The organism is Streptomyces sp. NBC_00582, from assembly GCF_036345155.1.
Lineage (GTDB): Bacteria > Actinomycetota > Actinomycetes > Streptomycetales > Streptomycetaceae > Streptomyces.
Map to the genome: position 1 here is coordinate 5366806 of NZ_CP107772.1, position 25461 is coordinate 5392266.

21 protein-coding genes and 1 pseudogene are annotated in these 25461 nt (G+C 72.2%); 7 read left to right on the forward strand and 15 right to left on the reverse strand.

Going from position 1 to position 25461, the window contains the following annotated elements:
- Nucleotides 1-4 precede the first annotated feature (4 nt).
- The 4 genes from OG852_RS23920 to OG852_RS23935 all read right to left on the reverse strand — a co-directional run bounded on the left by OG852_RS23920 (nt 5) and on the right by OG852_RS23935 (nt 5632).
- On the reverse strand, nt 5-1462 hold the full coding sequence (locus OG852_RS23920) for a dihydrolipoamide acetyltransferase family protein (protein WP_133910996.1): 1458 nt from the start codon (nt 1460-1462) through the stop codon (nt 5-7).
- A gap of 10 nt (nt 1463-1472) precedes the next feature.
- The gene (locus OG852_RS23925; protein WP_133910997.1) at nt 1473-2465 is read right to left on the reverse strand and encodes an alpha-ketoacid dehydrogenase subunit beta; all 993 of its coding nucleotides are present in this window, start codon (nt 2463-2465) and stop codon (nt 1473-1475) included.
- A 1-nt stretch (nt 2466) separates the two neighbouring features.
- Entirely contained in the window at nt 2467-3648 is a 1182-nt protein-coding gene (pdhA, locus tag OG852_RS23930) for a pyruvate dehydrogenase (acetyl-transferring) E1 component subunit alpha (RefSeq protein WP_133910998.1), read from the reverse strand.
- 382 nt (nt 3649-4030) lie between these two features.
- On the reverse strand, nt 4031-5632 hold the full coding sequence (locus OG852_RS23935; RefSeq protein ID WP_133910999.1) for a protein kinase domain-containing protein: 1602 nt from the start codon (nt 5630-5632) through the stop codon (nt 4031-4033).
- A 374-nt stretch (nt 5633-6006) separates the two neighbouring features.
- Between OG852_RS23935 and OG852_RS23940 the strand changes: the two genes are divergently transcribed.
- Nucleotides 6007-7635, forward strand: a complete 1629-nt coding sequence (locus tag OG852_RS23940) for a Stk1 family PASTA domain-containing Ser/Thr kinase (protein ID WP_330348915.1) — start codon at nt 6007-6009, stop codon at nt 7633-7635.
- Between the two features lie 84 nt (nt 7636-7719).
- Here the strand turns inward: OG852_RS23940 and OG852_RS23945 are convergent, their stop codons facing one another.
- The gene (locus OG852_RS23945) at nt 7720-8268 is read right to left on the reverse strand and encodes a bacterial proteasome activator family protein (RefSeq protein ID WP_133911001.1); all 549 of its coding nucleotides are present in this window, start codon (nt 8266-8268) and stop codon (nt 7720-7722) included.
- A 452-nt stretch (nt 8269-8720) separates the two neighbouring features.
- Here OG852_RS23945 and OG852_RS23950 point away from each other — a divergent pair, with 452 nt between their 5' ends.
- A complete protein-coding gene (locus OG852_RS23950; protein ID WP_330348916.1) occupies nt 8721-9194 on the forward strand; it encodes a hypothetical protein in 474 nt (157 codons plus the stop codon).
- A gap of 8 nt (nt 9195-9202) precedes the next feature.
- On the opposite strand, the gene OG852_RS23955 is transcribed toward OG852_RS23950, so the two are convergent.
- The gene (locus tag OG852_RS23955) at nt 9203-10183 is read right to left on the reverse strand and encodes an NAD(P)H-quinone oxidoreductase (RefSeq protein WP_133911003.1); all 981 of its coding nucleotides are present in this window, start codon (nt 10181-10183) and stop codon (nt 9203-9205) included.
- 137 nt (nt 10184-10320) lie between these two features.
- Between OG852_RS23955 and OG852_RS23960 the strand changes: the two genes are divergently transcribed.
- On the forward strand, nt 10321-11322 hold the full coding sequence (locus tag OG852_RS23960; protein ID WP_133911004.1) for an ATP-binding cassette domain-containing protein: 1002 nt from the start codon (nt 10321-10323) through the stop codon (nt 11320-11322).
- Nucleotides 11319-12167 carry an ABC transporter permease gene (locus OG852_RS23965; RefSeq protein ID WP_330348917.1) on the forward strand — a complete coding sequence of 283 codons (849 nt, stop codon included), beginning with the start codon at nt 11319-11321 and terminating at the stop codon, nt 12165-12167. The genes OG852_RS23960 and OG852_RS23965 overlap by 4 nt, the downstream gene beginning before the upstream one ends.
- Before the next feature lie 4 nt (nt 12168-12171).
- Here the strand turns inward: OG852_RS23965 and OG852_RS23970 are convergent.
- Nucleotides 12172-12804: pseudogene (locus OG852_RS23970) on the reverse strand (potassium channel family protein); the annotation flags it as partial.
- 136 nt (nt 12805-12940) lie between these two features.
- Between OG852_RS23970 and OG852_RS23975 the strand changes: the two are divergent.
- The gene (locus OG852_RS23975) at nt 12941-14059 is read left to right on the forward strand and encodes a potassium channel family protein (protein WP_133911007.1); all 1119 of its coding nucleotides are present in this window, start codon (nt 12941-12943) and stop codon (nt 14057-14059) included.
- 84 nt (nt 14060-14143) lie between these two features.
- Here OG852_RS23975 and OG852_RS23980 read toward each other — a convergent pair whose 3' ends face one another.
- From OG852_RS23980 to pdhA (OG852_RS24000), 5 genes are read right to left on the reverse strand one after another with little or no spacing between them, the layout of a single operon-like run.
- Nucleotides 14144-15583, reverse strand: coding sequence for a molybdopterin molybdotransferase MoeA (locus OG852_RS23980; RefSeq protein ID WP_330348918.1), 1440 nt, complete (start codon nt 15581-15583; stop codon nt 14144-14146).
- Nucleotides 15580-16533, reverse strand: a complete 954-nt coding sequence (locus OG852_RS23985) for an NTP transferase domain-containing protein (RefSeq protein WP_330348919.1) — start codon at nt 16531-16533, stop codon at nt 15580-15582. Before OG852_RS23985 ends, OG852_RS23980 begins: the two co-directional genes overlap by 4 nt.
- A gap of 51 nt (nt 16534-16584) precedes the next feature.
- Nucleotides 16585-17883 carry a dihydrolipoamide acetyltransferase family protein gene (locus tag OG852_RS23990; RefSeq protein ID WP_330348920.1) on the reverse strand — a complete coding sequence of 433 codons (1299 nt, stop codon included), beginning with the start codon at nt 17881-17883 and terminating at the stop codon, nt 16585-16587.
- On the reverse strand, nt 17883-18887 hold the full coding sequence (locus OG852_RS23995; RefSeq protein WP_330348921.1) for an alpha-ketoacid dehydrogenase subunit beta: 1005 nt from the start codon (nt 18885-18887) through the stop codon (nt 17883-17885). Before OG852_RS23995 ends, OG852_RS23990 begins: the two co-directional genes overlap by 1 nt.
- Nucleotides 18884-20020, reverse strand: coding sequence for a pyruvate dehydrogenase (acetyl-transferring) E1 component subunit alpha (gene pdhA / locus OG852_RS24000; RefSeq protein ID WP_133911012.1), 1137 nt, complete (start codon nt 20018-20020; stop codon nt 18884-18886). The genes OG852_RS23995 and pdhA (OG852_RS24000) overlap by 4 nt, the downstream gene beginning before the upstream one ends.
- 176 nt (nt 20021-20196) lie before the next feature.
- Between pdhA (OG852_RS24000) and OG852_RS24005 the strand changes: the two genes are divergently transcribed.
- The gene (locus OG852_RS24005) at nt 20197-20706 is read left to right on the forward strand and encodes an Lrp/AsnC family transcriptional regulator (protein WP_443064556.1); all 510 of its coding nucleotides are present in this window, start codon (nt 20197-20199) and stop codon (nt 20704-20706) included.
- A 14-nt stretch (nt 20707-20720) separates the two neighbouring features.
- On the opposite strand, the gene OG852_RS24010 is transcribed toward OG852_RS24005, so the two are convergent.
- Entirely contained in the window at nt 20721-21311 is a 591-nt protein-coding gene (locus OG852_RS24010) for a TetR/AcrR family transcriptional regulator (protein WP_133911013.1), read from the reverse strand.
- Nucleotides 21308-22822 (reverse strand): 3-hydroxyacyl-CoA dehydrogenase, encoded by a 1515-nt coding sequence (locus OG852_RS24015; RefSeq protein ID WP_133911014.1) that lies wholly within the window; start codon nt 22820-22822, stop codon nt 21308-21310. Before OG852_RS24015 ends, OG852_RS24010 begins: the two co-directional genes overlap by 4 nt.
- Nucleotides 22823-22981: 159 nt before the next feature.
- Between OG852_RS24015 and paaN the strand changes: the two genes are divergently transcribed.
- Entirely contained in the window at nt 22982-24676 is a 1695-nt protein-coding gene (gene paaN / locus OG852_RS24020; RefSeq protein ID WP_133911015.1) for a phenylacetic acid degradation protein PaaN, read from the forward strand.
- On the opposite strand, the gene OG852_RS24025 is transcribed toward paaN, so the two are convergent.
- Nucleotides 24673-25428, reverse strand: coding sequence for a TrmH family RNA methyltransferase (locus tag OG852_RS24025; RefSeq protein ID WP_133911016.1), 756 nt, complete (start codon nt 25426-25428; stop codon nt 24673-24675). The two genes, paaN and OG852_RS24025, sit on opposite strands and share 4 nt — an antisense overlap.
- Between the last annotated feature and the right edge of the window lie 33 nt (nt 25429-25461).

The following is a 25461-nucleotide window of genomic DNA, read 5'->3' on the forward strand; positions in this document are numbered from 1 at the left end:
GCGCTCACGCCCAGGTGATCAGCCGCTTCGGCTCCTCCAGGATCGCCGCCACGTCGGCCAGCACCTTGGAGCCCAGCTCCCCGTCCACCAGCCGGTGGTCGAAGGACAGCGCCAGGGTGGTCACCTGGCGGGGCTTCACCTTGCCCTTGTGGACCCACGGCTGGAGCTTGATCGCGCCGACCGCGAGGATCGCCGACTCGCCGGGGTTGAGGATCGGGGTGCCGGTGTCGACGCCGAAGACGCCGACGTTGGTGATCGTCACCGTGCCGCCCTGCATGGCGGCGGGGGACGTCCTGCCCTCGCGGGCGGTGGAGACCAGCTCGCTCAGGGACTCGGCAAGCTGCGGCAGCGTCTTGGCGTGCGCGTCCTTGATGTTCGGCACGAGCAGCCCGCGCGGGGTGGCCGCCGCGATGCCCAGGTTGACGTAGTGCTTGACCACGATCTCCTGGGCCGCCTCGTCCCAGGAGGCGTTGATCTCCGGGTGGCGCCGGATCGCGACCAGCAGGGCCTTGGCGATCAGCAGCAGCGGGTTGATCCGCAGCCCCCGCATGTCGTACGTGTCGGGGGACTGCTTGATCTCCTCGATCAGCTTGAGCGTGCGCGTCACGTCGACCGTGATGAACTCGGTGACATGCGGAGCGGTGAACGCCGAGCCGACCATCGCCGCCGCCGTCGCCTTGCGGACGCCCTTGACCGGGACACGGGTCTCGCGCACCGCGTCGTACGAGGCGACGGGCGCCGGCAAGGGAGCCGTGACCGGTGCCGGGGCCGGGGTGACCGGCGCGGGCGCCTGGGCCGGTGCCGCCGCCGTGGCCTGCGGGGCCGCCGCCGCGTGCACGTCGTCCCGCGTGATGATGCCGTCCGGGCCGGTCGGGACCACCGTCGTGAGGTCCACGCCCAGGTCCTTGGCCAGCTTGCGCACCGGCGGCTTGGCCAGCGGGCGCTCCGTGCCGGCCGGGGCGGGCACCGCCGGGGCGCCGCCATGGCCGTTCAGCTCGGACTGCACGGCCGCGGCCGCGGGCTCCTGGGCCGGGATCGCGCTGCTCTTGCGGGGGCGGCGCCTGGTGGAGGAGGCGGCCACGCCGTACCCGACGAGCACCGGCTGGCGGCCGGAACCCACCGGCTTCTTCTCCTCGGCGGCGGGGGCGGCCGGGGCTGCGGCCGCCTGGGCGGGCGCCGGTGCCTCGGCGGGCGCCGCGCCGCCCGTCACGTCCACCGCGATGATCGACGTGCCCACGTCCACCGTGGTGCCCTCGGGGAAGTGGAGCGCGCGGACCACACCGTCGTAGGGGATGGGCAGTTCGACGGCGGCCTTGGCCGTCTCGACCTCGCACACCACCTGGCCGTCGGTGACGGTGTCACCGGGCTGGACGTACCACTTGAGGATCTCGGCCTCGGTGAGGCCCTCGCCCACGTCCGGCATCTTGAACTCGCGTACGGACGCTTCCGTCATCGTCGTCACGACCCTCTCCTCAGTACGCCAGGGCACGGTCGACGGCGTCGAGCACCCGGTCCAGGCCCGGCAGGTACTCCTCCTCCAGGCGGGCCGGCGGGTACGGGGCGTGGTAGCCGCCGACCCGGAGCACCGGGGCCTCCAGGTGGTAGAAGCAGCGCTCGGTGATCCGGGCGGCGATCTCCGCGCCGGAGCCGAAGAACACCGGGGCCTCGTGGACCACGACCAGACGGCGGGTCTTCTCGACGGAGGCCTGGACGGAGTCGAAGTCGAGCGGCGAGACCGAGCGCAGGTCCAGGACCTCCAGGTTCTTGCCCTCCTCGGCGGCCGCGTCGGCGGCCTCCAGGCAGAGCTTCACCATCGGGCCGTAGGCGGCGAGCGTGAGGTCGGTGCCGGGGCGGACGACCTGGGCCTTGTGCAGCTCGCCCGGGATGGCCTCGGTGTTGACCTCGCCCTTGTCCCAGTAGCGGCGCTTGGGCTCGAAGAAGATCACCGGGTCGTCGCTCTGGATGGCCTGCTGCATCATCCAGTACGCGTCGGAGGCGTTGGAGGGGGAGACCACCTTCAAGCCCGCGACGTGCGCGAACAGTGACTCCGGGGACTCGGAGTGGTGCTCGACCGCGCCGATGCCGCCGCCGTAGGGGATGCGGACGACGACCGGCATCTTCACCTTGCCCAGGGAACGGGCGTGCATCTTGGCGAGCTGGGTGACGATCTGGTCGTAGGCCGGGAAGACGAAGCCGTCGAACTGGATCTCCACCACCGGGCGGTAGCCGCGCAGGGCCAGGCCGATGGCGGTGCCGACGATGCCGGACTCGGCGAGCGGGGTGTCGATGACCCGGCTCTCGCCGAAGTCCTTCTGCAGGCCGTCCGTCACCCGGAAGACACCGCCGAGCTTGCCGACGTCCTCGCCCATGACGAGGACCTTCGGGTCGGTCTCCAGGGCGTGCCGCAGCGATTCGTTGATCGCCTTGGCCAGGGCCATGGTCCTGGCTGTCGTGGTCTGCGCCATCTCACTTACCCCCGTCTTCGTCCGCGAACGACGCCTGGTAGGCGGCGAACTGCGCCCGCTCCTCGTCGACGAGCGCGTGCCCGTCCGCGTACACGTTCTCGAAGATGGCGAAGTGGTCCGGGTCCGGCATGGCACGGACCGCTTCGCGCACTCGCCTGCCCAACGCCTCGCTCTCGGCCTCGAGTTCCGCGAAGAATCCCTCGTCCGTGTGGTTTGAGGCCTCCAGGTGGCGGCGCAGCCGCAGGAGCGGGTCCTTCGCCTCCCACGCCAGCCGCTCCTCGTCGCCGCGGTAGCGGGTCGGGTCGTCGGAGGTGGTGTGGGCGCCCATGCGGTAGGTGTACGCCTCGACGAGGGTGGGGCCCTCGCCGTTGCGGGCCCGCTCCAGGGCCCAGCGGGTGACCGCGAGGCAGGCCAGCACGTCGTTGCCGTCGACGCGGACGCCGGGGAAGCCGAAGCCCTGGGCGCGCTGGTAGAGCGGGACGCGGGTCTGCTTCTCGGTCGGCTCGGAGATCGCCCACTGGTTGTTCTGGCAGAAGAACACCACCGGCGCGTTGTAGACGGCGGAGAAGGTGAAGGACTCGGCCACGTCGCCCTGGCTGGACGCGCCGTCGCCGAAGTAGGCGATCACCGCGCTGTCCGCGCCGTCCTTGGCGATGCCCATCGCGTACCCGGTCGCGTGGAGCGTCTGGGAGCCGATGACGATCGTGTAGAGGTGGAAGTTGTTGCCGTTGGGGTCCCAGCCTCCGTTGTTCACCCCGCGGAACATGCCGAGCAGGTTGGTCGGGTCGACCCCGCGGCACCAGGCGACGCCGTGCTCGCGGTAGGTGGGGAAGACGTAGTCGTCGTCGCGCAGGGCGCGGCCCGAACCGATCTGGGCGGCCTCCTGGCCGAGCAGTGAGGCCCACAGGCCGAGCTCGCCCTGGCGCTGCAGGGAGGTGGCCTCGGCGTCGAAGCGACGGGTGAGCACCATGTCGCGGTACAGGCCGCGGAGGTCTTCGGGGGTGACGCCGGATACGTACTTGTCGTACGCGGCGTTCTTGACGCGCTCGCCCTCGGGCGTCAGCAGCTGTACGAGCTCGGGGTCCGTGCCTGGCGCGTTCCTTGCGGTCGTGCGCTTGCCGGCCGTGCTCTTGGTTCCGGCGCTGCGTCGCGGTTTGCGCGCGGCAGTGCTCTCCACGGTCACGTGTGCTCCTCCGTCGGTCCGGCATCCCGGGTTCGCCGGGTGCCAGTGCGGCTCACCTGTGTCTTTGCGGCCGCACAGGTGTGGGTGCGGCCAAAACGGCACAGGCGTGACAGGTGCCCCGGCGAGCGCCCTGCAACAGGCACGTTACCCAGTGCTCCACATTTCTGTGAAACCCCTCCTGACCTGCGTTTTTACTTGGATTTCCAAGCAAATCGCGAAATCGGGAAGTCTCCCTGGTCACAGCCTTGCAGGGGGCCGGAACAAGGGCACGTTATCCCGGTGACCCAGGTCACGGGAAGAGTCCCCCGAATGCACTACGCGCGCGTGCCGCCCCGGAAAGGGCTTCACGCGCGCGTGGCTGAAAAGAGGGGGGGCCGGTCGGTCAGCCGCCGACGGCGCCGAGGGTGGTGTTCCCCTGAGTGGTCCCCTGGGTGGTGCCCGTGTCGGTGCCGCCGTCGCCGGTACCGCCGTCACCGGTACCGCCGTCAGCGGTGCCGTCGGTCTCCGAGCCCGTCGGCTCCTCGGAGGCCCCCGGGTCGGTCTGCGTGTCGGTCGGCTCGCTGGTGGCCGTCTCGGAGGGCGTGTACGACGGGGTGTACGAGGGCGTGTACGAGGGGGTGTAGTTCGAACCGGAGTCCGAGCCGGTGCTGTCGTCGGAGGTGTCGTCCGAGGACTCCTCGGTCGCCTCGTCGGACGGCGACTCGCTGGCCTTGGAGGTCTGCGACTGGGTGACGCTGGGCGACTCGGTGGTCTCGTTGTCGCCGCTGTTCGTGCCCTTGTTGTTCAGGGCGAGGGCGACACCCGCCGCGATGGCGATCACCGCGAGGACGGCCAGGATCCACAGCTTGCCGCGGCCGCTGCCCCGGTTGCCGTGCCCCTCGAAGCCGCCGTCGTCGCCGCTGCCGTAGCCCGTGGGCAGGATCGGCTGCGGGATCTGCGAGGTCATCGAGCCGTCGTGCTGGGGCATCACGGCGGTGCCCGCGAAGGGCGCGGCCGCGCCCCGGCCGTCGTGCACCGTGACCGGGCCGGTGTTCCAGGTGCCGGTGTGGCCGCCCTGGTCGTACAGCATCTGCAGCGCGTACTGGACGAGCCCGCGCATCTCCTCGGCCGTCTGGAAACGGTCGTCGGGCTCCTTGGCGAGCGAGCGCATGACGAGTCCGTCGAGCTCCGGCGGGCACTCGCCCTCGGAGGTCTGCGACGGCGGCACCGGGATGTCCTGGACGTGCTGGTAGACCACCGACAGCGGGGTCTCGCCGATGAACGGCGGGCGCAGCGCGAGCAGTTCGTAGAGGAGGCAGCCGGTCGCGTACAGGTCGGAGCGGTAGTCGACGGCCTTGCCGAGCGCCTGCTCCGGGGAGAGGTACTGCGGGGTGCCCATGACCATGCCGGTCTGCGTCATCGTGGTGGACGCGCCGTGCAGGGCGCGCGCGATGCCGAAGTCCATGACCTTGACGGCGCCGTTGTGCGTGATGATCACGTTCGCCGGCTTGATGTCGCGGTGCACGATGCCGTGCTGGTGCGAGTAGGCGAGCGCCTCCAGCACCCCGGAGACGATGATCAGGGCCTGCTCGGGCCCGGGCGCCTCGGCGTTGAGGAGCAGGTCGCGGATCGTGCGCCCCTCGACGATCTCCATCACGATGTACGGCACGCTCTGGCCGCCGACGAAGTCCTCGCCGGAGTCGTACACGGCGACGATCGCGTGGTGGTTGAGGCCGGCCACCGACTGGGCCTCGCGCGTGAAGCGGGCCTTGGAGGTCGGGTCCTCGGCGAGGTCGGCGCGCAGCAGTTTGACCGCGACGGTGCGGCCGAGTCGTACGTCCTCGGCCGCGAACACCTCGGCCATACCGCCCCGGCCGAGTCTGCGGGTCAGCCGATAACGGCCGTCGCCGACCAGCCCGCCGTTGCCCCAGTTCTCCGGCGCGTCTGCCATACCGCCGCCAGTCGCCTCGGGGTCGGACGGGCCCTGGGGCTGCTGCTGTGCCATCAGTCCTCGCCGTCGTTTCTGCCCGCGGTGCGCGCGGTGTTGTTACGGTCTCCGTCGGCCACGCTACAGCCTCCGGGCAAGCCTCCGGTCCTGGATGAGCCCCTGCCGGGCTCGCCTCCGGTCCGGGACGGACCGGTCATCAAACCCGTGCCCCCTGCCGGCGTGCAAATTCTGTGTACCGGCCGCGAGCCACCTGTAACGCTTCCGCGACGCTTCTTTCTCGTAGGGTCACGGAACGGGCACCGAGCTTGACGTGTCAGTGCCCTGCGGCAGACTTGGCCGGGAATAGCACTTTCGATCAACGGCAGTCAACGGCACGGAGACAGCCGGTGGCGGACGACGGCGCCTTGAAGGGCCTACGGGGGACGCGGAACATGAGCCAGGACGGCGCACAGGGCGCGCATGCGGGGCGGGCGCTGGCCAATGGCCGGTATCAGCTGCGCGATCTGCTCGGCCAGGGCGGCATGGCCTCGGTGCACCTCGCCTACGACTCGGTGCTGGACCGCCAGGTCGCGGTCAAGACGCTCCACACCGAACTCGGTCGTGAGCAGGCCTTTCGTGAGCGTTTCCGTCGTGAGGCCCAGGCGGTGGCCAAGCTCACGCACACCAACATCGTCTCGGTGTTCGACACCGGCGAGGACGAGATGGGCGGCCTGACGACGCCGTACATCGTCATGGAGTACGTCGAGGGCCGCCCGCTCGGCTCCGTGCTCGACGAGGACGTGCGGCAGCAGGGCGCGATGCCCGCCGACAAGGCGCTGAAGATCACCGCGGATGTGCTGGCGGCGCTGGAGATCAGCCACGAGATGGGGCTGGTCCACCGCGACATCAAGCCGGGCAACGTGATGATGACCAAGCGCGGCGTCGTCAAGGTGATGGACTTCGGCATCGCGCGCGCGATGCAGTCCGGGGTGACGTCGATGACGCAGACCGGCATGGTCGTCGGCACCCCGCAGTACCTCTCGCCCGAACAGGCCCTCGGACGGGGCGTGGACGCCCGCTCCGACCTGTACTCGGTCGGCATCATGCTGTTCCAACTGGTCACCGGGCGGCTGCCGTTCGACGCGGACTCGCCGCTGGCGATCGCGTACGCGCATGTGCAGGAGGAGCCGGTCGCGCCCTCCTCGATCAACCGTTCGCTGCCGCCGGCCGTGGACGCGCTGGTCGCCCGCGCGCTGAAGAAGAACCCGAACGAACGCTTCCCGACCGCCGTCGCCATGCGCGACGAGTGCCTGCGCATCGCCGCCTCGCTCCAGCCGGCCCCGCCGAGCATCGTCCCGGGCACCCCCGTGCAGAGCGGTTCGGGCGTCGGCTCCGCGGTGTTCCCGCCGGTCGGCCAGAACACGCCCCAGCCGCCCGTCGGCCCCGTGCAGACGCCGTACCGGCCCGCGCACACCCCGAACCCGTACGGCGCCCCGACCCCGCCGTCCTACGGCTACCCGCAGCAGCCCGGCTACCAGACGCCTGCCCCGGCCTACGGTCACCAGCAGGGACCGCCCACGCCGCCGGCGTACAACCTCAGCCCTCAGCCCTCGACCCCGCTGCCCTCGGGCGGCGGCAAGGGCAACAAGCCGGTGGTGATCGGGTCGGCCCTGGTCGCGGTGGTGGTGGTGGGCGCGTTCCTCATGAGCCTCGCGTTCAACGGCGGCGACGACGAGGGCGGCAGCGGTGGCTCCAGCGCCTCCCCCTCGGCGACGAAGGCGGCGGACTACCGCGGCCCGGACACCTCCAAGACGATCGAGTCGACCGAGTGCTCCGAGCCGGATGAGTCGTACAACGACCCCGACAAGGTCCGGGTGCCGGACTTCAAGTTCAAGTACATCCAGTCGGTCAAGTCCTGCTTCCAGGCGGCCGGCTGGAAGATGAAGATCAAGTACGTGGACGAGAACACCTACGGCGACGGGGCGGTCATGGACCAGTTCCCCTCCGCCGGCACGGATGTCGACCCGTCGGACATGCCGGAGATCGAGCTGAGCGTGTCGACGGGCAACCCGGCGTCCTGACGCGCATGAGAGAGGGCCCGGCGTCGCGCCGGGCCCTGTGTCGTCTGAGCTGTTCTTAGAGGTACGGGCCCTGGAGATACGGCCTTAGAGGTACGGTCCGCCCGAACGGCCGCCCGTGCGGGGGTCGTCGCCACCCTCGTGACCGCCCACGCCCGGCGGGAGCGCCCGGCGCATCTGCTCCAACTGCGCGCGGGCCGCCATCTGCTGGGCGAACAGCGTGGTCTGGATGCCGTGGAAGAGTCCCTCCAGCCAACCGACCAACTGGGCCTGCGCGATCCGCAGTTCCGCGTCGCTGGGAGTGGAGTCCTCGTTGAACGGCAGGGAGAGCCGTTCCAGTTCCTCGACGAGCTCCGGCGCCAGACCGTCCTCCAGCTCCTTCACCGAGCTGGAGTGGATCTCCTTCAGCCGGGCCCGGCTCGCCTCGTCCAGGGGAGCCGCGCGCACCTCCTCCAGCAGCTGCTTGATCATGCTGCCGATCCGCATGACCTTCGCCGGCTGCTCGACCTGCTCCGTCACCGGGATCTCACGGGAGTCCTCGTCGGCGTCGACGCCATCGAGTGCCATCCCGTCCTGACCCACGACCAGGATCTTCTGGGCGGTCTCCGGCGACCTTTCGTTCCTCGGCATCTCCATGCCGCCATTCTCTCGCACGCCTACACCTCATCATCGTGGTGCCCCCCATGGAGGAAGATCCACCGTTTCCGCGGGGCACGCGTTCGGTGGAGTCCGGTATGCGGGGATTCACCGGGAGTGTGAGTCTTGGGTGCGTGACTCGATTGCGGCGGGGGTTGTGCGCGGTGGGGGTACTGGTGCTGCCGTACGGGGCCGTTTCGTCGTACGGAGCCGTATCGACGTACGCGGCCGTATCGACGTACGGGAGCGTCTCGTCGTATGGGAGCGTATCGACGTACGGGAGCGTATCGACGTACGGCCGGAGCTCGACGGACGACAGAGGTGTGACGGACGACAGTGGTCGTACCGACGACAGTGGCCGTACCGACGACGGAGGTCGTACGGACCACGGTGGTCGTACGGACGGCCGGAGCCGGACGCGGGACAGAGGCTCGGCGCAGGGCAGGCGTCCGGTGGCGGTCGGCTCTCCCTCCCCCTCCGCTTCCTCCTCCCGCGAACCCGACCGGGCCGGGAGCAGGGCCGGCGAGGGGCGGGCGCGGCCCGGGCGGCCGGACGAGGAGAAGGGCACGGCGGAGGACGAGGACGGCACGGGCCAGGAGACCGGTGACGGCGAGGACGGGACCGACGGCACCGGTACCGGCGACGGCTCCGGCTCGGGTGACTCCGGTGACTCCGACAGCCCGGGTGACTCCGACGGCTCGGGTGACGCGGCGGACGAGAACGAGGGGGTGCCGGACGCGGGCGCCGGCGAGGAGTCGGCGCCGGCGGCCGCCGTCGTGCCGGAGGCCTCCGCACCGCAGGCCGCCGCGCCGGGGGCGGCGGCCGAGGGGCCCGTGCTGCGGATCCTGCCGCTGGGCAGCGGACTGGTCCTCATCGGGCTCGGGCTGGGTCTCGGCCTGGCCGCGCTCCGGCTGCGACGGTCCTGAGCGGCGCGCTACGGCACGACCAGCAGCACCTTGCCCACGTGGCCGCTCTCCTCGACGACCCGGTGTGCCGCGGCGGCCTCGCTCATCGGGAGCTCGCGGTCGACGACGGGGCGGACACGACCCTCCGCGAGCAGGGGCCAGACATGTTCGCGTACGGCCGCGACGATGGCCGCCTTCTCGGCGAGCGGGCGGGCCCGCAGAGAGGTCGCGCTGATCGCGGCCCGCTTGGTGAGGAGCGCCGCGATGTTCAGCTCGGCCTTGATGCCGCCCTGCATACCGATGATCGCGAGCCGGCCGTTGACGGCGAGGCTCTGGACGTTGCGGTCCAGGTACTTCGCGCCCATGTTGTCGAGGATCACGTCGGCGCCCGCGCCGCCGGTGGCCGCCTTCAGCTCGGCGACGAAGTCCTGCTCGCGGTAGTCGATCAGGATGTCCGCGCCCAGCTCGGCGCAGCGCTCCAGCTTCTCCTTGGTGCCCGCCGTGACCGCGACCCTCGCGCCGACGGCCTTGGCGAGCTGGATCGCCATGGTGCCGATGCCGCTGGAGCCGCCGTGCACGAGCAGCGTCTCGCCGGGGCGCAGCTGGGCGACCATGAACACGTTCGACCAGACCGTGCAGGTCACCTCGGGCAGCGCGGCGGCCTGCCGGAGATCCACGCCCTCGGGCACGGGCAGGAGCTGCCCGGCCGGAACGGCGACCTTCTCGGCGTATCCGCCGCCGGAGAGCAGTGCGCACACCTCGTCACCGACGGCCCAGCCGTCGACGCCGGGGCCGAGCGCGGCGATCCGGCCGGAGCACTCCAGGCCGGGATGGGGGGAGGCGCCGGGCGGCGGGTCGTAGAAGCCCTGCCGCTGCAGGATGTCGGCGCGGTTGACCGCGCCGGCCACCACCTCGACCAGGACCTCGCCCTCGGCGGGTACGGGATCGGGGACCTCGTCCCACACCAGCGCCTCGGGACCACCAGGTTCGGGAATCGTGATCGCATGCATGAGGGGGACGCTACCCCTCGCCCCCGAAGGCACCCAGGCCACGGCGTCCCCCGGGAAAACGGCGTGCGATCACCGATGAGTTCGGCGGACAGTAAAGGTCTCCCCATGCGTAGCCCATGTACGCGGAAGGACACCCCATGAGTCGGCACACCGCAGACCTGGCCATCGAGACCGCGGGCCTGGTGAAGACGTTCGGCACGACCAGGGCCGTGGACGGCGTCGACCTCGCCGTGCCGGCCGGCACGGTCTACGGCGTCCTCGGGCCCAACGGCGCCGGGAAGACGACCACGGTGAAGATGCTCGCCACCCTGCTGCGTCCCGACGGCGGCGAGGCCCATGTCTTCGGCCACGACGTGGTCCGCGAGGCCGACGAGGTGCGTGGCCTGGTGAGTCTCACCGGGCAGTACGCGTCCGTGGACGAGGACCTCACCGGCACCGAGAACCTCGTGCTGCTGGGCCGGCTCCTCGGGCACGGCAAGAAGGCGGCCCGGGAACGGTCCGCGCGGCTCCTGGCCGCGTTCGGGCTGGTGGACGCGGCCGGAAAGCAGGTCAAGCACTACTCGGGCGGCATGCGGCGCCGTATCGACATCGCCGCCTCCATCCTCAGCACCCCTGACCTGCTGTTCCTGGACGAGCCGACCACCGGTCTGGACCCGCGCAGCCGCAACCAGGTCTGGGACATCGTGCGGGCGGTGGTCGCGCAGGGCACGACCGTGCTGCTCACCACGCAGTACCTCGACGAGGCCGATCAGCTCGCCTCCCGGATCGCCGTCATCGACCACGGCCGGGTGATCGCCGAGGGCACGAAGGGCGACCTGAAGGCGTCCGTGGGCGCGGGCTCCGTGCATCTGCGGCTGCGGGACCCCGCACAGCGGCCGGAGGCCGAGCGGATGCTGCGGCTGGCCCTGGACGCCGAGGTCCAGCAGGACCCCGATCCGGTGGCGCTGACCGCCCGGCTCGCCGCGGCGACCGGCGACACGGCCGCCGAGCAGGCCTCCCGCGCCCTCGGCGAACTCGCCCGGGCCGGGATCACCGTCGACGACTTCTCCCTCGGCCAGCCCAGCCTCGACGAGGTGTTCCTGGCCCTCACCGGACACGACACGACCGTGAACTCCACCAAGGACGAGGTGGCGGCATGAGCACCGCGACGACCACGGACACCCAGGAACTCACCCCGGTGAGCGCCGAGTCGCTGACCGCGCTGCTCGTGGCCGGTGAACGGCCGGCGCGCCCGAGTGCCTGGTCGACGTCGCTGACCTTCGGCTGGCGGGCGATCCTCAAGATCAAGCACGTGCCGGAGCAGCTCTTCGACGTCACCGCGTTCCCGATCATGATGGTGCTGATGTACACGTACCTGTTCGGGGGCGCCCTGGCCGGCTCCCCGCAGGAGTACATCCAGTTCCTGCTGCCGGGCATCCTGGTGATGTCGGTCGTGATGATCACGATGTACACGGGTGTCTCGGTGAACACCGACATCGAGAAGGGCGTCTTCGACCGGTTCCGCTCGCTGCCGATCTGGCGGCCGGCGACGATGGTCGGCTATCTCCTCGGCGACGCCCTGCGCTACACGATCGCCTCCGTCGTGATGCTGACCGTCGGGCTCGTCCTCGGCTACCGCCCGGACGGCGGTGTCGGCGGCGTGCTCGCGGGCATCGCCCTGCTGGTCGTCTTCTCGTTCGCCTTCTCGTGGATCTGGACCATGTTCGGGCTGCTGCTGCGCACCGAGAAGTCGGTGATGGGCGTCAGCATGATGGTGATCTTCCCGCTCACCTTCCTGTCGAACGTGTTCGTCGACCCGCACACCATGCCGGGCTGGCTGCAGGCCTTCGTCAACAACAGCCCGGTGACCCATCTGGCGACGGCGGTACGGGGCCTGATGGCCGGGGACTGGCCGGGTGCCGAGATCGCCTGGTCGCTGGGGTGGGCCGCGCTGTTCGTGCTGGTCTTCGGGCCGATCACGATGCGGCTCTACAACCGCAAGTAGCGGCTCAGTCCACCCGGACGATCGTGATCAGCCGGTCCGTCAGCTCCAGCGGGCCGATGGCGGGATCGTCGTAGGCGAGGACCCGGTGGCCGCGGACGACGCTGACCACCAGGTCGTCCGTCTCACGCGGACCGCGGCCCGCCTCCGCCTTGGTGACGGTCCGCTCGACGAGGTCCAGCCCGCTGCCCTGCTGTATCAGGTCCTCCATCACCAGCCCGGCGGACGGGCTGAGCACGGACAGGCCCAGCAGCCGTCCGGCCGCTCCGGCGCTGGTGATGACCTCGTCGGCGCCGGACTGTTTCAGCAGCGGCGCGTTCTCCTCCTCGCGCGCGGCGGCCACGATCTTCGCGTCCGGGTTGAGCTGGCGGGCCGTCAGGGCCACCAGGACGGCCGTGTCGTCGCGCTGGGTCGCGATGATGATCCGCCCGGCCCGCTGCACCTCCGCCCGCCGCAGCACATCGCTGCGGGTGGCGTCCCCCACCACGCCCTCGTAGCCCTCGGCGGTCGCCGTGTCGATCGCCTTGCCGCTGGGGTCGATCACCACCACCTGGTCCTTGCGCAGCCCCGAGGCGCAGGCCGTCCGGATCGCGGACCTCCCCTTCGTGCCGAAACCGACGACGACAATGTGGTCGCGCAAGGGGACCTCCGGAGCGGGAACGTACGGGGCGGAAGGGACGGACGCGGGTCCATGGACCGTGTTGCTTCATGACGGGCAGGAACCCGCCGGGAACCATGGTGCCCATCGATCGGATCACGGCCACAGGGGGCACGCGATGAAGGACCAGGAACGACAGCCCACCGGGCCGGTGCGGCTCTCCCTCGTCAGGTCCCTCTGGTACCGCTCCCGCCGGGAGGCCCGCGACGACGCCGAGGCCGGGCGGTCCATCACCATGCCGGTGAACGTGGGCGCGCCCCCGCTCCAGCAGGTGCTGCGTCGCCTCGCCATGGCCCTGCTGGTGCTGGCCCTGACCACTTTGATCGTCTACGCCGACCACGAGGGCTACAACGACAACTCCGACGGCTCCGTGGACTTCCTCGACTCCGCCTACTACGCCACGGTCACCCTCTCCACCACCGGCTACGGCGACATCACCCCCGTCAGCGACACCGCCCGGCTGGTCAACATCCTCGTCATCACCCCGCTGCGCGTGCTGTTCCTGATCATCCTGGTCGGCACCACCCTGGAGGTCCTCACCGAGCGCACCCGGCAGCAGGTCCGCATCCACCGCTGGCGCATGCGCACCCGTGATCACGTCGTGGTCGTCGGATACGGCACGAAGGGCCGGCACGCGGTGGAGACGCTGGTCGGGCAGGGCATCGCCAAGGAACGGATCGTGGTCGTGGACAGCCAGCGCAAGGCCTCCGAAGCGGCCGGCGACGACGGGCTGGTGGCGATCACCGGGGACGCCACCCGCAGCGAGGTACTGCGGCGCGCCGAGGTCCCGCACGCCTCCCGGGTGATCGTCGCCCCGCAACGCGACGACACGGCCGCCCTGGTCACCCTGACGGCCCGGCAGCTCAACCGGCGCGCCACGATCGTGGTGGCCGCCCGGGAGGACGAGAACGTGCCCCTGCTTCGGCAGTCCGGTGCGAACACCGTGGTCACCAGCTCGTCCTCGGCCGGTCGGCTGCTCGGTGTCTCGATGGTCAGCCCGACCGTGGCGAAGACCCTGGAGGACCTGATGACCCTCGGCAGCGGGCTGACCCTCGTGGAACGCCCCGTCGCCGCGGGGGAGGAAGGACAGTCGCCCCGCAGCTCCGCGGACCTGGTCGTGGCCGTCGTCCGGGGCCGACAGCTTCTCGACTACGCCGACCCCCGGCTCACCCTGCTCCAGCAGGGGGACCGGGTGATCACGGTCCGCCGAGCCGTTCCGGCGGCCGAACAGGTGTGACGAGGTCCGCCATGCGGGTGTTTCACGTGAAACAGGCGGTTTGTTTCACGTGAAACACGTGCAGGCGCGCCCCGACCGTATGTTTCACGTGAAACAGCCAGTGACCCCGGCCGTCGCCCACGGCAGGTCGAGGAGTTCCGTCGGTTGACCCGCCCGGGCACCACCCGGCGGTACGACGGCCAGCGCATCGGCCGCCGCGACGCCCCGGAGCATCGCCGGACCGTTGTAGTGCAGCGGCAGGACATGGTCGCCGCGCAGCACCACCGGGACGAGCCGGGTGTCGTACGGATGCCCGTGCACCTCGTCCCGCAGAGGCAGCGCGTACCGCTCCTGGGCGGGTCGGGCGGACAGGGTTGCGAGCAGGGGCTCGGCGAGCGTGAGGAGGCCGGAGACGGCCGCGAGGGGGTTGCCGGGCAGCCCGACGAGGTGCTGGTCCTCCTTGGTGCGGGCCAGCAGCATGGGGTGGCCGGGGCGCACCTGGACACCGTCGACGAGGAGTTCGGCGTCGACGCGGCGCAGGACGGGGTGGACATGGTCGACGGGTCCCGAGGCGGTGCCGCCGGTGGTGACGATCAGGTCCGCGGAGGACCGGCTGACGGCCCGGTGCAGGGCCTTCTCGTCGTCGCCGATCCGCCGCACCGCGACGACCTCGGCGCCGAGGGCCCGCAGCCACGGCGGCAGCATCGGACCGAGCGCGTCCCGGATCAGACCGTCGTGCGGACGGCCCTCGGTGAGCAGTTCGTCGCCCAGGACGAACACCTCGGCGCGGGGCCGCGGTACGGCGGCCAGGGTGTCGTAGCCGGCGGCCGCGGCGAGGCCGAGGACGGCCGGGGTCACCACCGCGCCGGCGGGCAGCAACTGATCGCCGCTGCGGCACTCCTGGCCGCGGGGGCGGATGTCCTGGCCGTGGCTCATGTCCCGGGTCGGGTGCAGCCGGCCCTGGGCGTCGGTGCGGCCGTGTTCGCTGCGCAGGACCGCCGTGGTGTCCGGGGGGATCCGGGCGCCGGTGGCGATCCCGACGGCCTCGCCGTCGGCGAGGCGCTCGGGGGTGGTGCTGCCGGCCAGCACACCCTCGTCCCGGACCCGCCAGGGGCCCGGGCCCGCGACCGCCCAGCCGTCCATGGCGGAGGTGTCGAAGGAGGGCAGGTCGGTGAGGGCGGTCAGCGGCGCGGCGAGGACGAGACCGAGGGCGTCGCCGAGGGTCACGGAGACGGGGGCGCGGCGGGCAGCCTGGGACCGGGCGGCCCGGGCGGCGATGGTCCGGGCCTCGGGCCAGGGGGTGGCGTGGTGCCGGGGGGCGTGGCGGTCACCCGGAGAGGGCGTGGAGACTGCGCGGTGGGTGCCGCCGGTGGGACCGGCTCCGCCGTCTCCGGGGCGTGGGGCGGCCGGCCCGGGCTCGGAGTCGCCGGCCGGGCGGGCGGGGCCCTTGCCGTCGTTCACGAGGGCGAGCACCTCCTCGACGTCGAAGCCCTCGGCATCGGGGGCCTTCTCGTCCCGGCCCGTACGGATGCCGCGGCGGGTCATCCCGCGTCCGGTGCCGGGTCGCCGGGCTGTGCGGCGGTGGAGCCGTCGGAGGCCGTCGAGCCCGGCTCCTCCGCCTCCTTGGCCCAGCGCAGAGCCAGGGCCGCGGCCCTGTGGGCGGCCTCGGCGACGGCCTCCGGGCCTCCCTCGGCCCGGGCCGCCGCATAGCCGACCAGGAAGGTCGTCAGCGGCGCGGCGGGCCGCGCCACACCGTGGGCGGCGTCCCGGGCGAGATCGAGGAGCACGCCGGTGTCGACGTCGAGGTCGATGCCCAGCTCGTCCTTGACTGCGGAAATCCATTCGTCCAACACGTGGTCATGCTCCCTGATGCGTGCCCTGGCGGTGGCGATGTCGTCCCAGGTGTCGCAGTCGAAGGACGCGACGGGGTCGGGGACGCGAGTGAGGTGGAGGCCGGCGGTCAGCCGGCGCAGAGGCAGCCCCGTGAGGCCGCCGGGGGCCGCGCCGAGCGGCGCCAGCTCGCGGCGCAGGGCGGCCGTGCGGTAGGCGGCGACGAGCGGCTGGTCGCGCCCGTCGGCGTCGGTGAGCAGCGCTCCGTCGGCGGTGCCCGCGCGCAGGGCGGTCAGCAGCCGCCGTACGGTGCCGGCGGCGAGGAAGGGCAGGTCGGCGGAGAGGACGAGGACGTCGTCGGCCGTGGTGCGGCGCAGCCCGGCGTCGAGCGCGGCCACGGGACCCGCGCCCGGCGGCTCCTCGCGCGCCCAGCGCACGGGCCGGACGGTGGGCCGGGGATCGGCGACCACGACGGTGGCGGACGCGTCGGCGCAGGCGGCGAGCACCCGGTCGAGCAGCGCCCGTCCGCCCACCCGCACACCGGGCTTGTCGGCGCCGCCGAGCCGCCGGGCGCCGCCGCCGGCGAGCACGACGGCGTCGTACGCGACGGCGGTCCGCCCCGGCGGACGGCCGGCGGGGGTGCCGGAGTGCTCGAACGAGGTCACCCCCTGAGTATGCGGGCCTCCTCGATCACAGGGAACGCGGGGACCGCGTGATCACAGCGTGCGCAGGAGCACCGCCGGCTGTTCCACGCAGTCCGCGACGTACCGCAGGAAGCCTCCGGCGGTGCCGCCGTCGCAGACCCGGTGGTCGAAGGTCAGCGAGAGCTGGACGACCTGGCGCACGGCCAGCTCGCCCTCGTGCACCCACGGCCGGGGGACGATCCGGCCGACGCCGAGCATGGCCGCCTCGGGATGGTTGATGATCGGCGTGGAGCCGTCGACACCGAAGACGCCGTAGTTGTTGAGCGTGAAGGTCCCGCCGGTCAGCTCACCGGGGGTGAGACGGCCGTCCCTGGCCACCTCGGTGAGCCGGGCGAACTCGGCGGTGAGCCCCTCGGCGTCCCGGGCCTGGGCGTCGCGCACGACGGGCACGACCAGTCCCCGCTCGGTCTGCGCGGCGAAACCCAGGTGCACCTGGTCGAACCGGACGATCTCACGCGCCTCCTGGTCGACGGTGGAGTTCAGCTCCGGGAAACGGGCCAGGGCGGCGGTGCAGATACGGGCGAGCAGCGCGAGGAGGGAGATCTTCGGGCCGCCGGCGGCGTTCATCGCGGCCCGGGCGCGCATCAGCTCGGTCGCGTCGGCGTCCACCCAGCAGGTCGCGTCGGGGATCTCCCGACGGCTGCGGGAGAGCTTGTCCGCGACGGCGCCCCGGACCCCCTTGAGAGGGACGCGGTGGCCGCCGGTGAGGGAGACGGGAGGGGCCACGGAGAGGGGGGTGGGTTCGGGAGCGGTCGCGGCCGCCCTGAGGGCGTTCTCCACGTCCGCGCGCAGGATCAGCCCGTCCCGGCCGGAGCCCGTCAGCTCCCGCAGGTCCAGCCCGTTCTCGCGGGCGAGCCGACGCACCAGCGGGGAGATCACCGGAACCGGGCCCTCGGAGCGCCCGGGACGAGCGGAAGGCGTGGCAGGCGCGGGAGTCACGGCCGGGGCGGGAGCGGCCGGGGCCGGTTGCGCGGACCGCACCCGCCTGCGTCGCGCCGGTGCCTCCGAGGTGCCGTATCCCACCAGCACGTTGCCCGAGCCCTCCGGTGAACCGCCGGAGGCCGGCGCTCCGACGGCGACCGTGATCAGGGGGGCGCCGACGGGCAGTTCGGTGCCCTCCTCGCCGAAGCGGGCGGTGACCACACCGCCGTAGGGGCAGGGCACCTCGACCATCGCCTTGGCCGTCTCGACCTCGACGACCGGCTGGTCCACGACGACGACGTCGCCGACCTGGACGAGCCAGCGCACGATCTCCGCCTCGGTGAGCCCCTCACCGAGGTCGGGGAGCTTGAACTCCAGCACCTGTGCCATCAGTTCCCGGCCTCCCACTGCAGCCGTGCCACGGCGTCCAGGATGCGGTCGACGCCGGGCAGGTGGTGGCGCTCCAGCATCGGCGGCGGGTAGGGGATGTCGAAGCCGGCGACCCGGAGCACCGGTGCCTCCAGGTGGTGGAAGCAGCGTTCCGTGACGCGGGCCGCGATCTCCCCGCCGGGGCCGCCGTAGGAGCCCGACTCGTGGACGACGACCGCGCGCCCGGTACGACGGACCGAGGCGGCGACCGTCTCGTCGTCGAAGGGCACCAGGGAGCGCAGGTCGACGACTTCCAGGTCCCAGCCCTCGGCGCGGGCCGCCTCGGCGGCTTCGAGGCAGACGGGGACCGACGGGCCGTACGTGATCAGGGTCGCGCTGCGGCCGGAGCGGCGCACGACGGCGCGTCCGATCGGGTCGACGGGCTGCGGCTCCTCGGGGTTCCAGGTGTCCTTGGACCAGTACAGCCGCTTGGGTTCGAGGACGACCACGGGGTCGTCGGAGGCGATGGCTGCGCGCAGCAGGCCGTAGGCGTCGGCGACGGTGGCGGGGGTGACGACGTGGAGCCCCGGGGTGGCCATGTAGTAGGCCTCGGAGGAGTCGCTGTGGTGCTCGACGCCGCCGATGCCGCCGCCGTAGGGGACGCGGATCGTGATCGGCAGGGGCATCCGGCCGCGGGTGCGGTTGCGCATCCGGGCGACATGGCTGATGAGCTGCTCGAACGCCGGGTAGGCGAAGGCGTCGAACTGCATCTCGACGACCGGGCGCAGTCCGTACATGGCCATGCCGACGGCGGTGCCGAGGATGCCGGCCTCGGCGAGCGGGGTGTCGGTGCAGCGGTCCTCGCCGAACTCCTTGGCGAGTCCGTCGGTGACCCGGAAGACACCGCCGAGGGCGCCCACGTCCTCGCCCAGGACGTGCACGGACGGGTCGGCGGCCATCGCGTCGCGCAGCGCGCGCGTGAGGGCCTGCGCCATGGTGGCGGGCTTGAGGGCGACGGTGGTCATCGGTCGGCGCCTTCCTGCTCCGCCGCGAGTTCGGCCTCCAGCAGGGCGCGTTGTTCGCGCAACTGGGGCGTGTCCTCGGCGTACACGTGGGCGAAGAGGTCCCGGGGGTCGAGGACCGGGTCCTGGTTCATGCGGGCGCGCAGATCGGCGGCCATCGTCTCGGCGGCGTCCCGCGCGGCCTGCCGGGCCTGGTCGTCGAGCTCACCGCGCGCGGTGAGCTCGCGCTCCAGCAGCAGGATCGGGTCGTGCTCGCGCCAGGCCTCGACCTCGGCGTCGCCCCGGTAGCGGGTGGCGTCGTCGGCGTTGGTGTGCGCCTCGATGCGGTACGTGACGGCCTCGACGAGGGTCGGGCCACCGCCCTCGCGCGCGTGCCGTACGGCGTCGGTGAGGACCTCGTGCACGGCGGCCGCGTCGTTGCCGTCGACCAGGCGGCCCGGCATGCCGTAGCCGACGGCCTTGTGGGCGAGGGAGGGGGCGGCGGTCTGCTTGGCGAGCGGAACGGAGATCGCGAAGCCGTTGTTCTGGACGAGGAAGACGACCGGGGCCTGCCACACGGCGGCGAAGTTCAGCGCCTCGTGGAAGTCGCCCTCGCTGGTGCCGCCGTCGCCGACCATGGCGAGCGCGACCACGTCGTCGCCCTTGAGGCGGGCGGCGTGCGCGAGGCCCACGGCGTGCGGGAGCTGGGTGGCGAGCGGGGTGCACAGGGGGGCCACGCGGTGCTCGTACGGGTCGTAGCCGGTGTGCCAGTCGCCGCGCAGCAGGGTGAGCGCCTCGACGGGGTCGACACCGCGGGCGACGACCGCGAGGGTGTCGCGGTAGCTGGGGAAGAGCCAGTCGCGGTCCTTCAGGGCCAGCGCGGCGGCGACCTCGCAGGCCTCCTGACCGGTGCTGGAGGGGTAGACGGCGAGCCGCCCCTGCTTGGTGAGGGCGGTGGCCTGGGCGTTGTAGCGGCGGCCCAGCACCAGATGGGCGTACAGCCGCCGCAGCAGCTCCGGATCGGCCTTCGCGGCCTGCTCGGTGCCGAGGACGCGGTAGGGCTCCGCGTCCGGCAGCAGCGGCGCGGGGTCGGTGCGGGGCTGCCAGGCGGGCGGCGGGGTCGGCCGGTACGCGCCCCGCTGCTCCATGACCGTCATGACGGCACCTCCTCGTGGGAGCGGCTCAGGGAGACGGGTCGGCTTGTGACCCGCCTCACCTACCGATTGTTCGGTCGTCGGCACATTTTGGCTACAGGCCCCCTCAGGCTGTGGACAAACGGTTCTCCACAACCTGAGATGGACGCAGTACGTCCATGGCGGAGAGGCGGGGGGACATGGCACCTGAACAAATGGCCGAGTACCCGGAGACCGGGGAGAGCGCGCAGGAGCCGCCGCCGGCGCGTCCGCTCGACGCCATCGACCGGGACATCCTGCAGATGCTCCAGGCGGACGGCCGGGCCTCGATACGGTCGGTCGCCGAACGGGTGCACGTCTCGCGGGCCAACGCCTACGCGCGGATCAACCGGCTCGTCGAGGACGGCGTCATCCGGGGCTTCGGCGCCCGGGTGAACCATGAGCGCGCCGGGCAGGGGACCAGCGCGTACATCACGCTCAAGATCGTGCAGAACACCTGGCGGACCGTGCGCGAGCAGCTCAGACAGCTGCCCGGCGCCTCCCACATCGCCCTGGTCGGGGGCGATTTCGATGTGCTGCTCCTGGTGCACACGCCCGACAACAGGGCGCTGCGCGAGGTCGTGCTGACCCGGCTCCAGGCCATCCCCGAGGTGCTCAGCACCCGCACGCTGCTGGTGTTCGAGGAGGAGGACCTGGAGCCGCAGGGGTAGGGCGTCGGCGCGCGTCAGTGCTCGGTGCGCAGGCCGGCGAAGACCAGCCGTACCACCGCGTCGGCCACATCGCCCTCGGCCATCCCGCGGCCGCCCGGCCGGTACCACTCGACGATGGAGTTGATCATCCCGAAGACCAGCCGGGTGGCGAGCCGCACCTCCACGTCGCCGCGCACGTCCCCGTCGGCGGCGGCCGCCTTGAGCAGCTCGGCGACCCGGTGGTCGAAGTCCCGGCGCCGTTCCAGGGCCCACCGCTCGGTGTCGGTGTTGCCGCGCACGCGCAGCAGCAGCGTGACGTACGGCAGCTCGCCGATGAGGACCTCGACCATGCGCCGTACGACGTACTCCAGGCGCTCCACGGCCCGCCCCACGCGCGCGTGCTCCTCCTCCATGATCCCGAACAGCTCGTCCAGGGCCCGGCTGACGGCCCGGCGCAGCAGCTCCTCCTTGCCGGCCACATGGTGGTAGATCGACGACTTGGAGATGCCCGCCGCACGGGAGAGGTGCTCCATGGAGGTGCCGTCGTAGCCGCGCTCGTTGAAGACCTGGACGGCGACGGAGAGCAGGGTCTCCGGGGTGTACGTGTCGCGCTTGGCGGTGGTCACGAGGCGCCCTCCCTCTTCTCGGTGGCGAAGGAGTGCCGGTACAGCGCGAGGGAGGGCGCGTAGCGGCCGGAGGGGTCGCGCTCGTGCAGGTCGTCCAGGAGGGAGAACGCCCACATACGGCCCAGGCGGCGGCTCCACTCGAAGGGGCCGAGGGGGTAGTTCACGCCGAGGCGCATCGCGGTGTCGATGTCCTCCTCGGTGGCGACACCCTTGGCGACGGCGTCGTGCGCGAGGTCGACGATCCGGGCGACCGTGCGGGCGACGATCATGCCGGGGACGTCGCCGATGACGCTGACGTCCTTGCCGAGCGCCTGGAACAGGCCGATCGCCTCGGACAGGGTCTGCGGCGAGGTGTCCTGGGAGGCGGACAGGGCGATCCGGGTGGCCTTGCGGTAGTCGAGCGCGAGGTCGAAGTAGACGACGTCGCGGAACTCCACGGAGGTCTGGCCGTCGGCGAGGGCGAGCTGGCCTCCGCCGGGCAGCACCAGCCGGGTGCCGTGGTCCTCCTCGTCCTCGCGGACCTGGATGCCCGCCTCGCGGATCAGCGCGAGCAACTCGGAGGCGGGGCCCAGGTCGCCCTCGGCGAGGACGTAGGCGGGCGCCTGCTGCTTCTCGGCGGTGTGCGGCTCGGCGCGCTCCGCCTCGTCCCGGTAGTCGTACCAGCCCTGGCCGGTCTTGCGGCCGAGGCGGCCGGACTCGACGAGGCGGCGCTGGGAGAGCGAGGGGGTGAAGCGGACGTCCTGGAAGAAGGACTGCCACACCGAGTGCGTGACGGACTCGTTGACGTCCTGCCCGATCAGGTCGGTCAGTTCGAAGGCGCCCATCCGGAAGCCGCCGGACTCGCGCAGCACCGCGTCGATGGTGGCCGGGTCGGCGCCCTGCGCCTCGTGGACGGCGAAGGCCTCGGCGTAGAAGGGCCGCGCGATGCGGTTGACGATGAACCCGGGGGTGTCGGCGCAGGCGACCGGGGTCTTGCCCCAGGAGCGTGCCGTCTCGTACGCGCGCGTGGCCGAGGTGACGTCGGTGGCGTACCCGGAGACGACCTCGACCAGCGGCAGCACCGGCGCCGGGTTGAAGAAGTGCAGGCCCACGAAACGGCCGGCGTTGCGCAGGGCGCCGCCGATGGCCGTCACCGACAGGGAGGACGTGTTGGTCGCGAGCAGACAGTGCTCGCCGACCACCTCCTCCAGTTGGCGGAAGAGCTCCTGTTTGACGTCCAGGCGCTCCAGGACGGCCTCCACGACCAGTCCGCAGTCCGCGAGGTCGTCGAGGCTGTCCGCGGCCACCAGACGGGCGCGGGCGATGTCCCGGTCGGAGGCGGCGAGACGGTTCTTCTCCACCAGCCGGTCGAGGCGGGCGCCGATCGCGGCGGCCGCGTCCCGTGCCCGGCCGGGCACGGCGTCGTACAGCCGCACGGGGTGTCCGGCGACCAGCGCGACCTGGGCGATGCCCTGGCCCATGGTGCCGGTGCCGACGACGGCCACGGGGCTGCTGAGGTCGAGTGCTGTCATGTGCGCGATCCTCCCGCACGGGGTTTTCCACAGATGCGGCAGGCCCCCTTGTCCCGACCGATCGTTCGGTTACTCTAGCTCTCACGGGCGGGTCCTGCCCAGGTTTCCGCCAGGTCATGAGCTCGACGGAGAGTTCTGAAGACGAGGAGTTGGTCCCGCATGGCCGCCGCCGAACCGACCACGCACGATCTGATCGCCCAGCACCGGCCCACGCTCGACCAGGCCCTGGAAGCGATCCGCACCCGCGCGTACTGGTCCCCCCACCCCGAGCACCCCAAGGCCTACGGGGAGAACGGCAGCCTGGACGCGGCCGCCGGCAAGGCCGCCTTCGACGCCCTGCTGAACACCCGCCTCGACCTCGGCCAGCCCGGCACCGACGACTGGGTGGGCGACGAGACCTCCCCGTACGGCCTGCCCCTGGGCGTGACCTACCCGCACGCGGACGTGGACGTGCTGCTGCCCGCCATGACGGCCGGACAGCGCGCCTGGCGCGAGGCGGGCGCGGAGGTCCGCGCGGTGGTCTGCCTGGAGATCCTCCGGCGGATCGCAGGCCGGACGCACGAGTTCGCCCACGCGGTCATGCACACCTCCGGGCAGGCGTTCATGATGGCGTTCCAGGCGGGCGGCCCGCACGCGCAGGACCGCGGCCTGGAGGCGGTGGCCTACGCGTACGCCGAGCAGGTCCGCACGCCCGGCACGGCGGAGTGGAGCAAGCCCCAGGGCAAGCGCGACCCGCTCGCGATGACCAAGACCTTCACCGCCGTCCCGCGCGGCATCGCCCTGCTGATCGGCTGCAACACCTTCCCGACGTGGAACGGCTACCCGGGCCTGTTCGCCTCCCTGGCCACCGGAAACGCGGTCCTGGTCAAGCCGCACCCGCGCGCGGTGCTGCCGCTCGCGCTGACGGTCCAGGTCGCGCGCGAGGTCCTCGCCGAGGCCGGCTTCGACGCGAACCTGGTCGCCCTGGCCGCCGAGCGCCCCGGCGAGGGCATCGCCAAGACCCTGGCGACCCGCCCCGAGATCAAGATCATCGACTACACGGGCTCGACCTCCTTCGGCGACTGGCTGGAGGCCAACGCCCGGCAGGCGCAGGTCTACACGGAGAAGGCCGGCGTCAACACGGTCGTGGTCGAGTCCACCGGCGACTACAAGGGCATGCTCGCCAACCTGGCGTTCTCGCTGTCCCTGTACAGCGGCCAGATGTGCACCACCCCGCAGAACCTGCTGATCCCCCGCGACGGCATCCGCACCGACGAGGGCCCGAAGACCTACGACGAGGTCGTCGCCGACCTCGCCCGCTCCGTCGACGGCCTGCTCGGCGACGACGCCCGCGCGAACGCGCTGCTCGGCGCGATCGTCAACCCCGACGTCAAGGCCCGGCTGGAGGCCGCCGCCGGTCTGGGCGAGGTCGCCCTCGCCTCCCGCGAGGTGACCAACCCCGAGTTCCCCGAAGCGGTCGTGCGCACGCCGGTGATCGTGAAGCTGGACGGCGCCAAGCCCGACGACGAGGCCGCCTACATGAGCGAGTGCTTCGGTCCGGTCTCCTTCGCCGTCGCCGTCGACTCCGCCGCGGACGCGACCGAACTGCTGCGGCGGACGGTGCGGGAGAAGGGCGCGATGACCGTCGGGGCCTACACGACCGACCCGGTGGTCGAGCGGGAGATCGAGGAGGTGTGTCTGGAGGAGGCGGCCCAGTTGTCGCTCAACCTCACCGGTGGGGTGTACGTCAACCAGACGGCCGCGTTCTCCGACTTCCACGGCTCGGGCGGGAATCCGGCGGCCAACTCCGCGCTGTGTGACGGGGCCTTCGTGGCCAACCGGTTCCGGGTCGTCGAGGTGCGCCGGGACGCCTAGAGAACGCTGCGCCTCCCTCCCGTCATGCTCCAGTGGTACAGCGTCATCGCCACGCTCGTCGCCAGGTTGTAGCTGGAGACCTGGGGGCGCATCGGGAGGGACAGCAGGTGGTCGGCGCGGGCGCGCAGGTCCGCGGAGAGGCCGGTGCGTTCGGAGCCGAAGGCCAGGAGGGCGTCGTCGGGGAGCTCGACGCCCCGCAGGTCCTCGCCCTCCGGGTCCAGGGCGAACACCGGCCCGGCGGGCAGGTCGAACACGGCCAGCCGCTCCACGGCGGTCGCGAAGTGCAGTCCCGCGCCGCCGCGTACGACGGTCGGGTGCCAGGGGTCGAGCGTGCCGGTGGTGACCACACCGGTCACCCCGAAGCCGGCGGCCAGCCGGATCACCGCCCCCGCGTTGCCGAGGTTGCGCGGGTTGTCGAGGACCACGACCGGCGCGGTGCGGGGCGTGTGCGCCAGCCTCGCCAGCCGGGCCGCGCGGGAGGGCCGTACGGCCAGGGCGGCCACGCCCGTGGGGTGCGGGCGCGGCACCAGCGCGGCGTACGTCGTCTCCGGGACCTCCGTCAGGAGGGCGTCCAGCGTGTCCCGTACGTCCGGGGCGAGGTCGTCGGCGAGGGCGAGCGCCGCCTGCCGGTCGGCGGCGAGCGCGACCGGCACCTCCGCCCCGAAGCGCACGGCGTGCTTGAGGGCGTGGAAGCCGTCCAGCAGGACGTGCGAGTCGGCCAGGCGGTGCCAGTCGCTCACGGGGTCGGTCATCGGGCGCTCACGGGGTCGGGCGGCGGTCGGTCG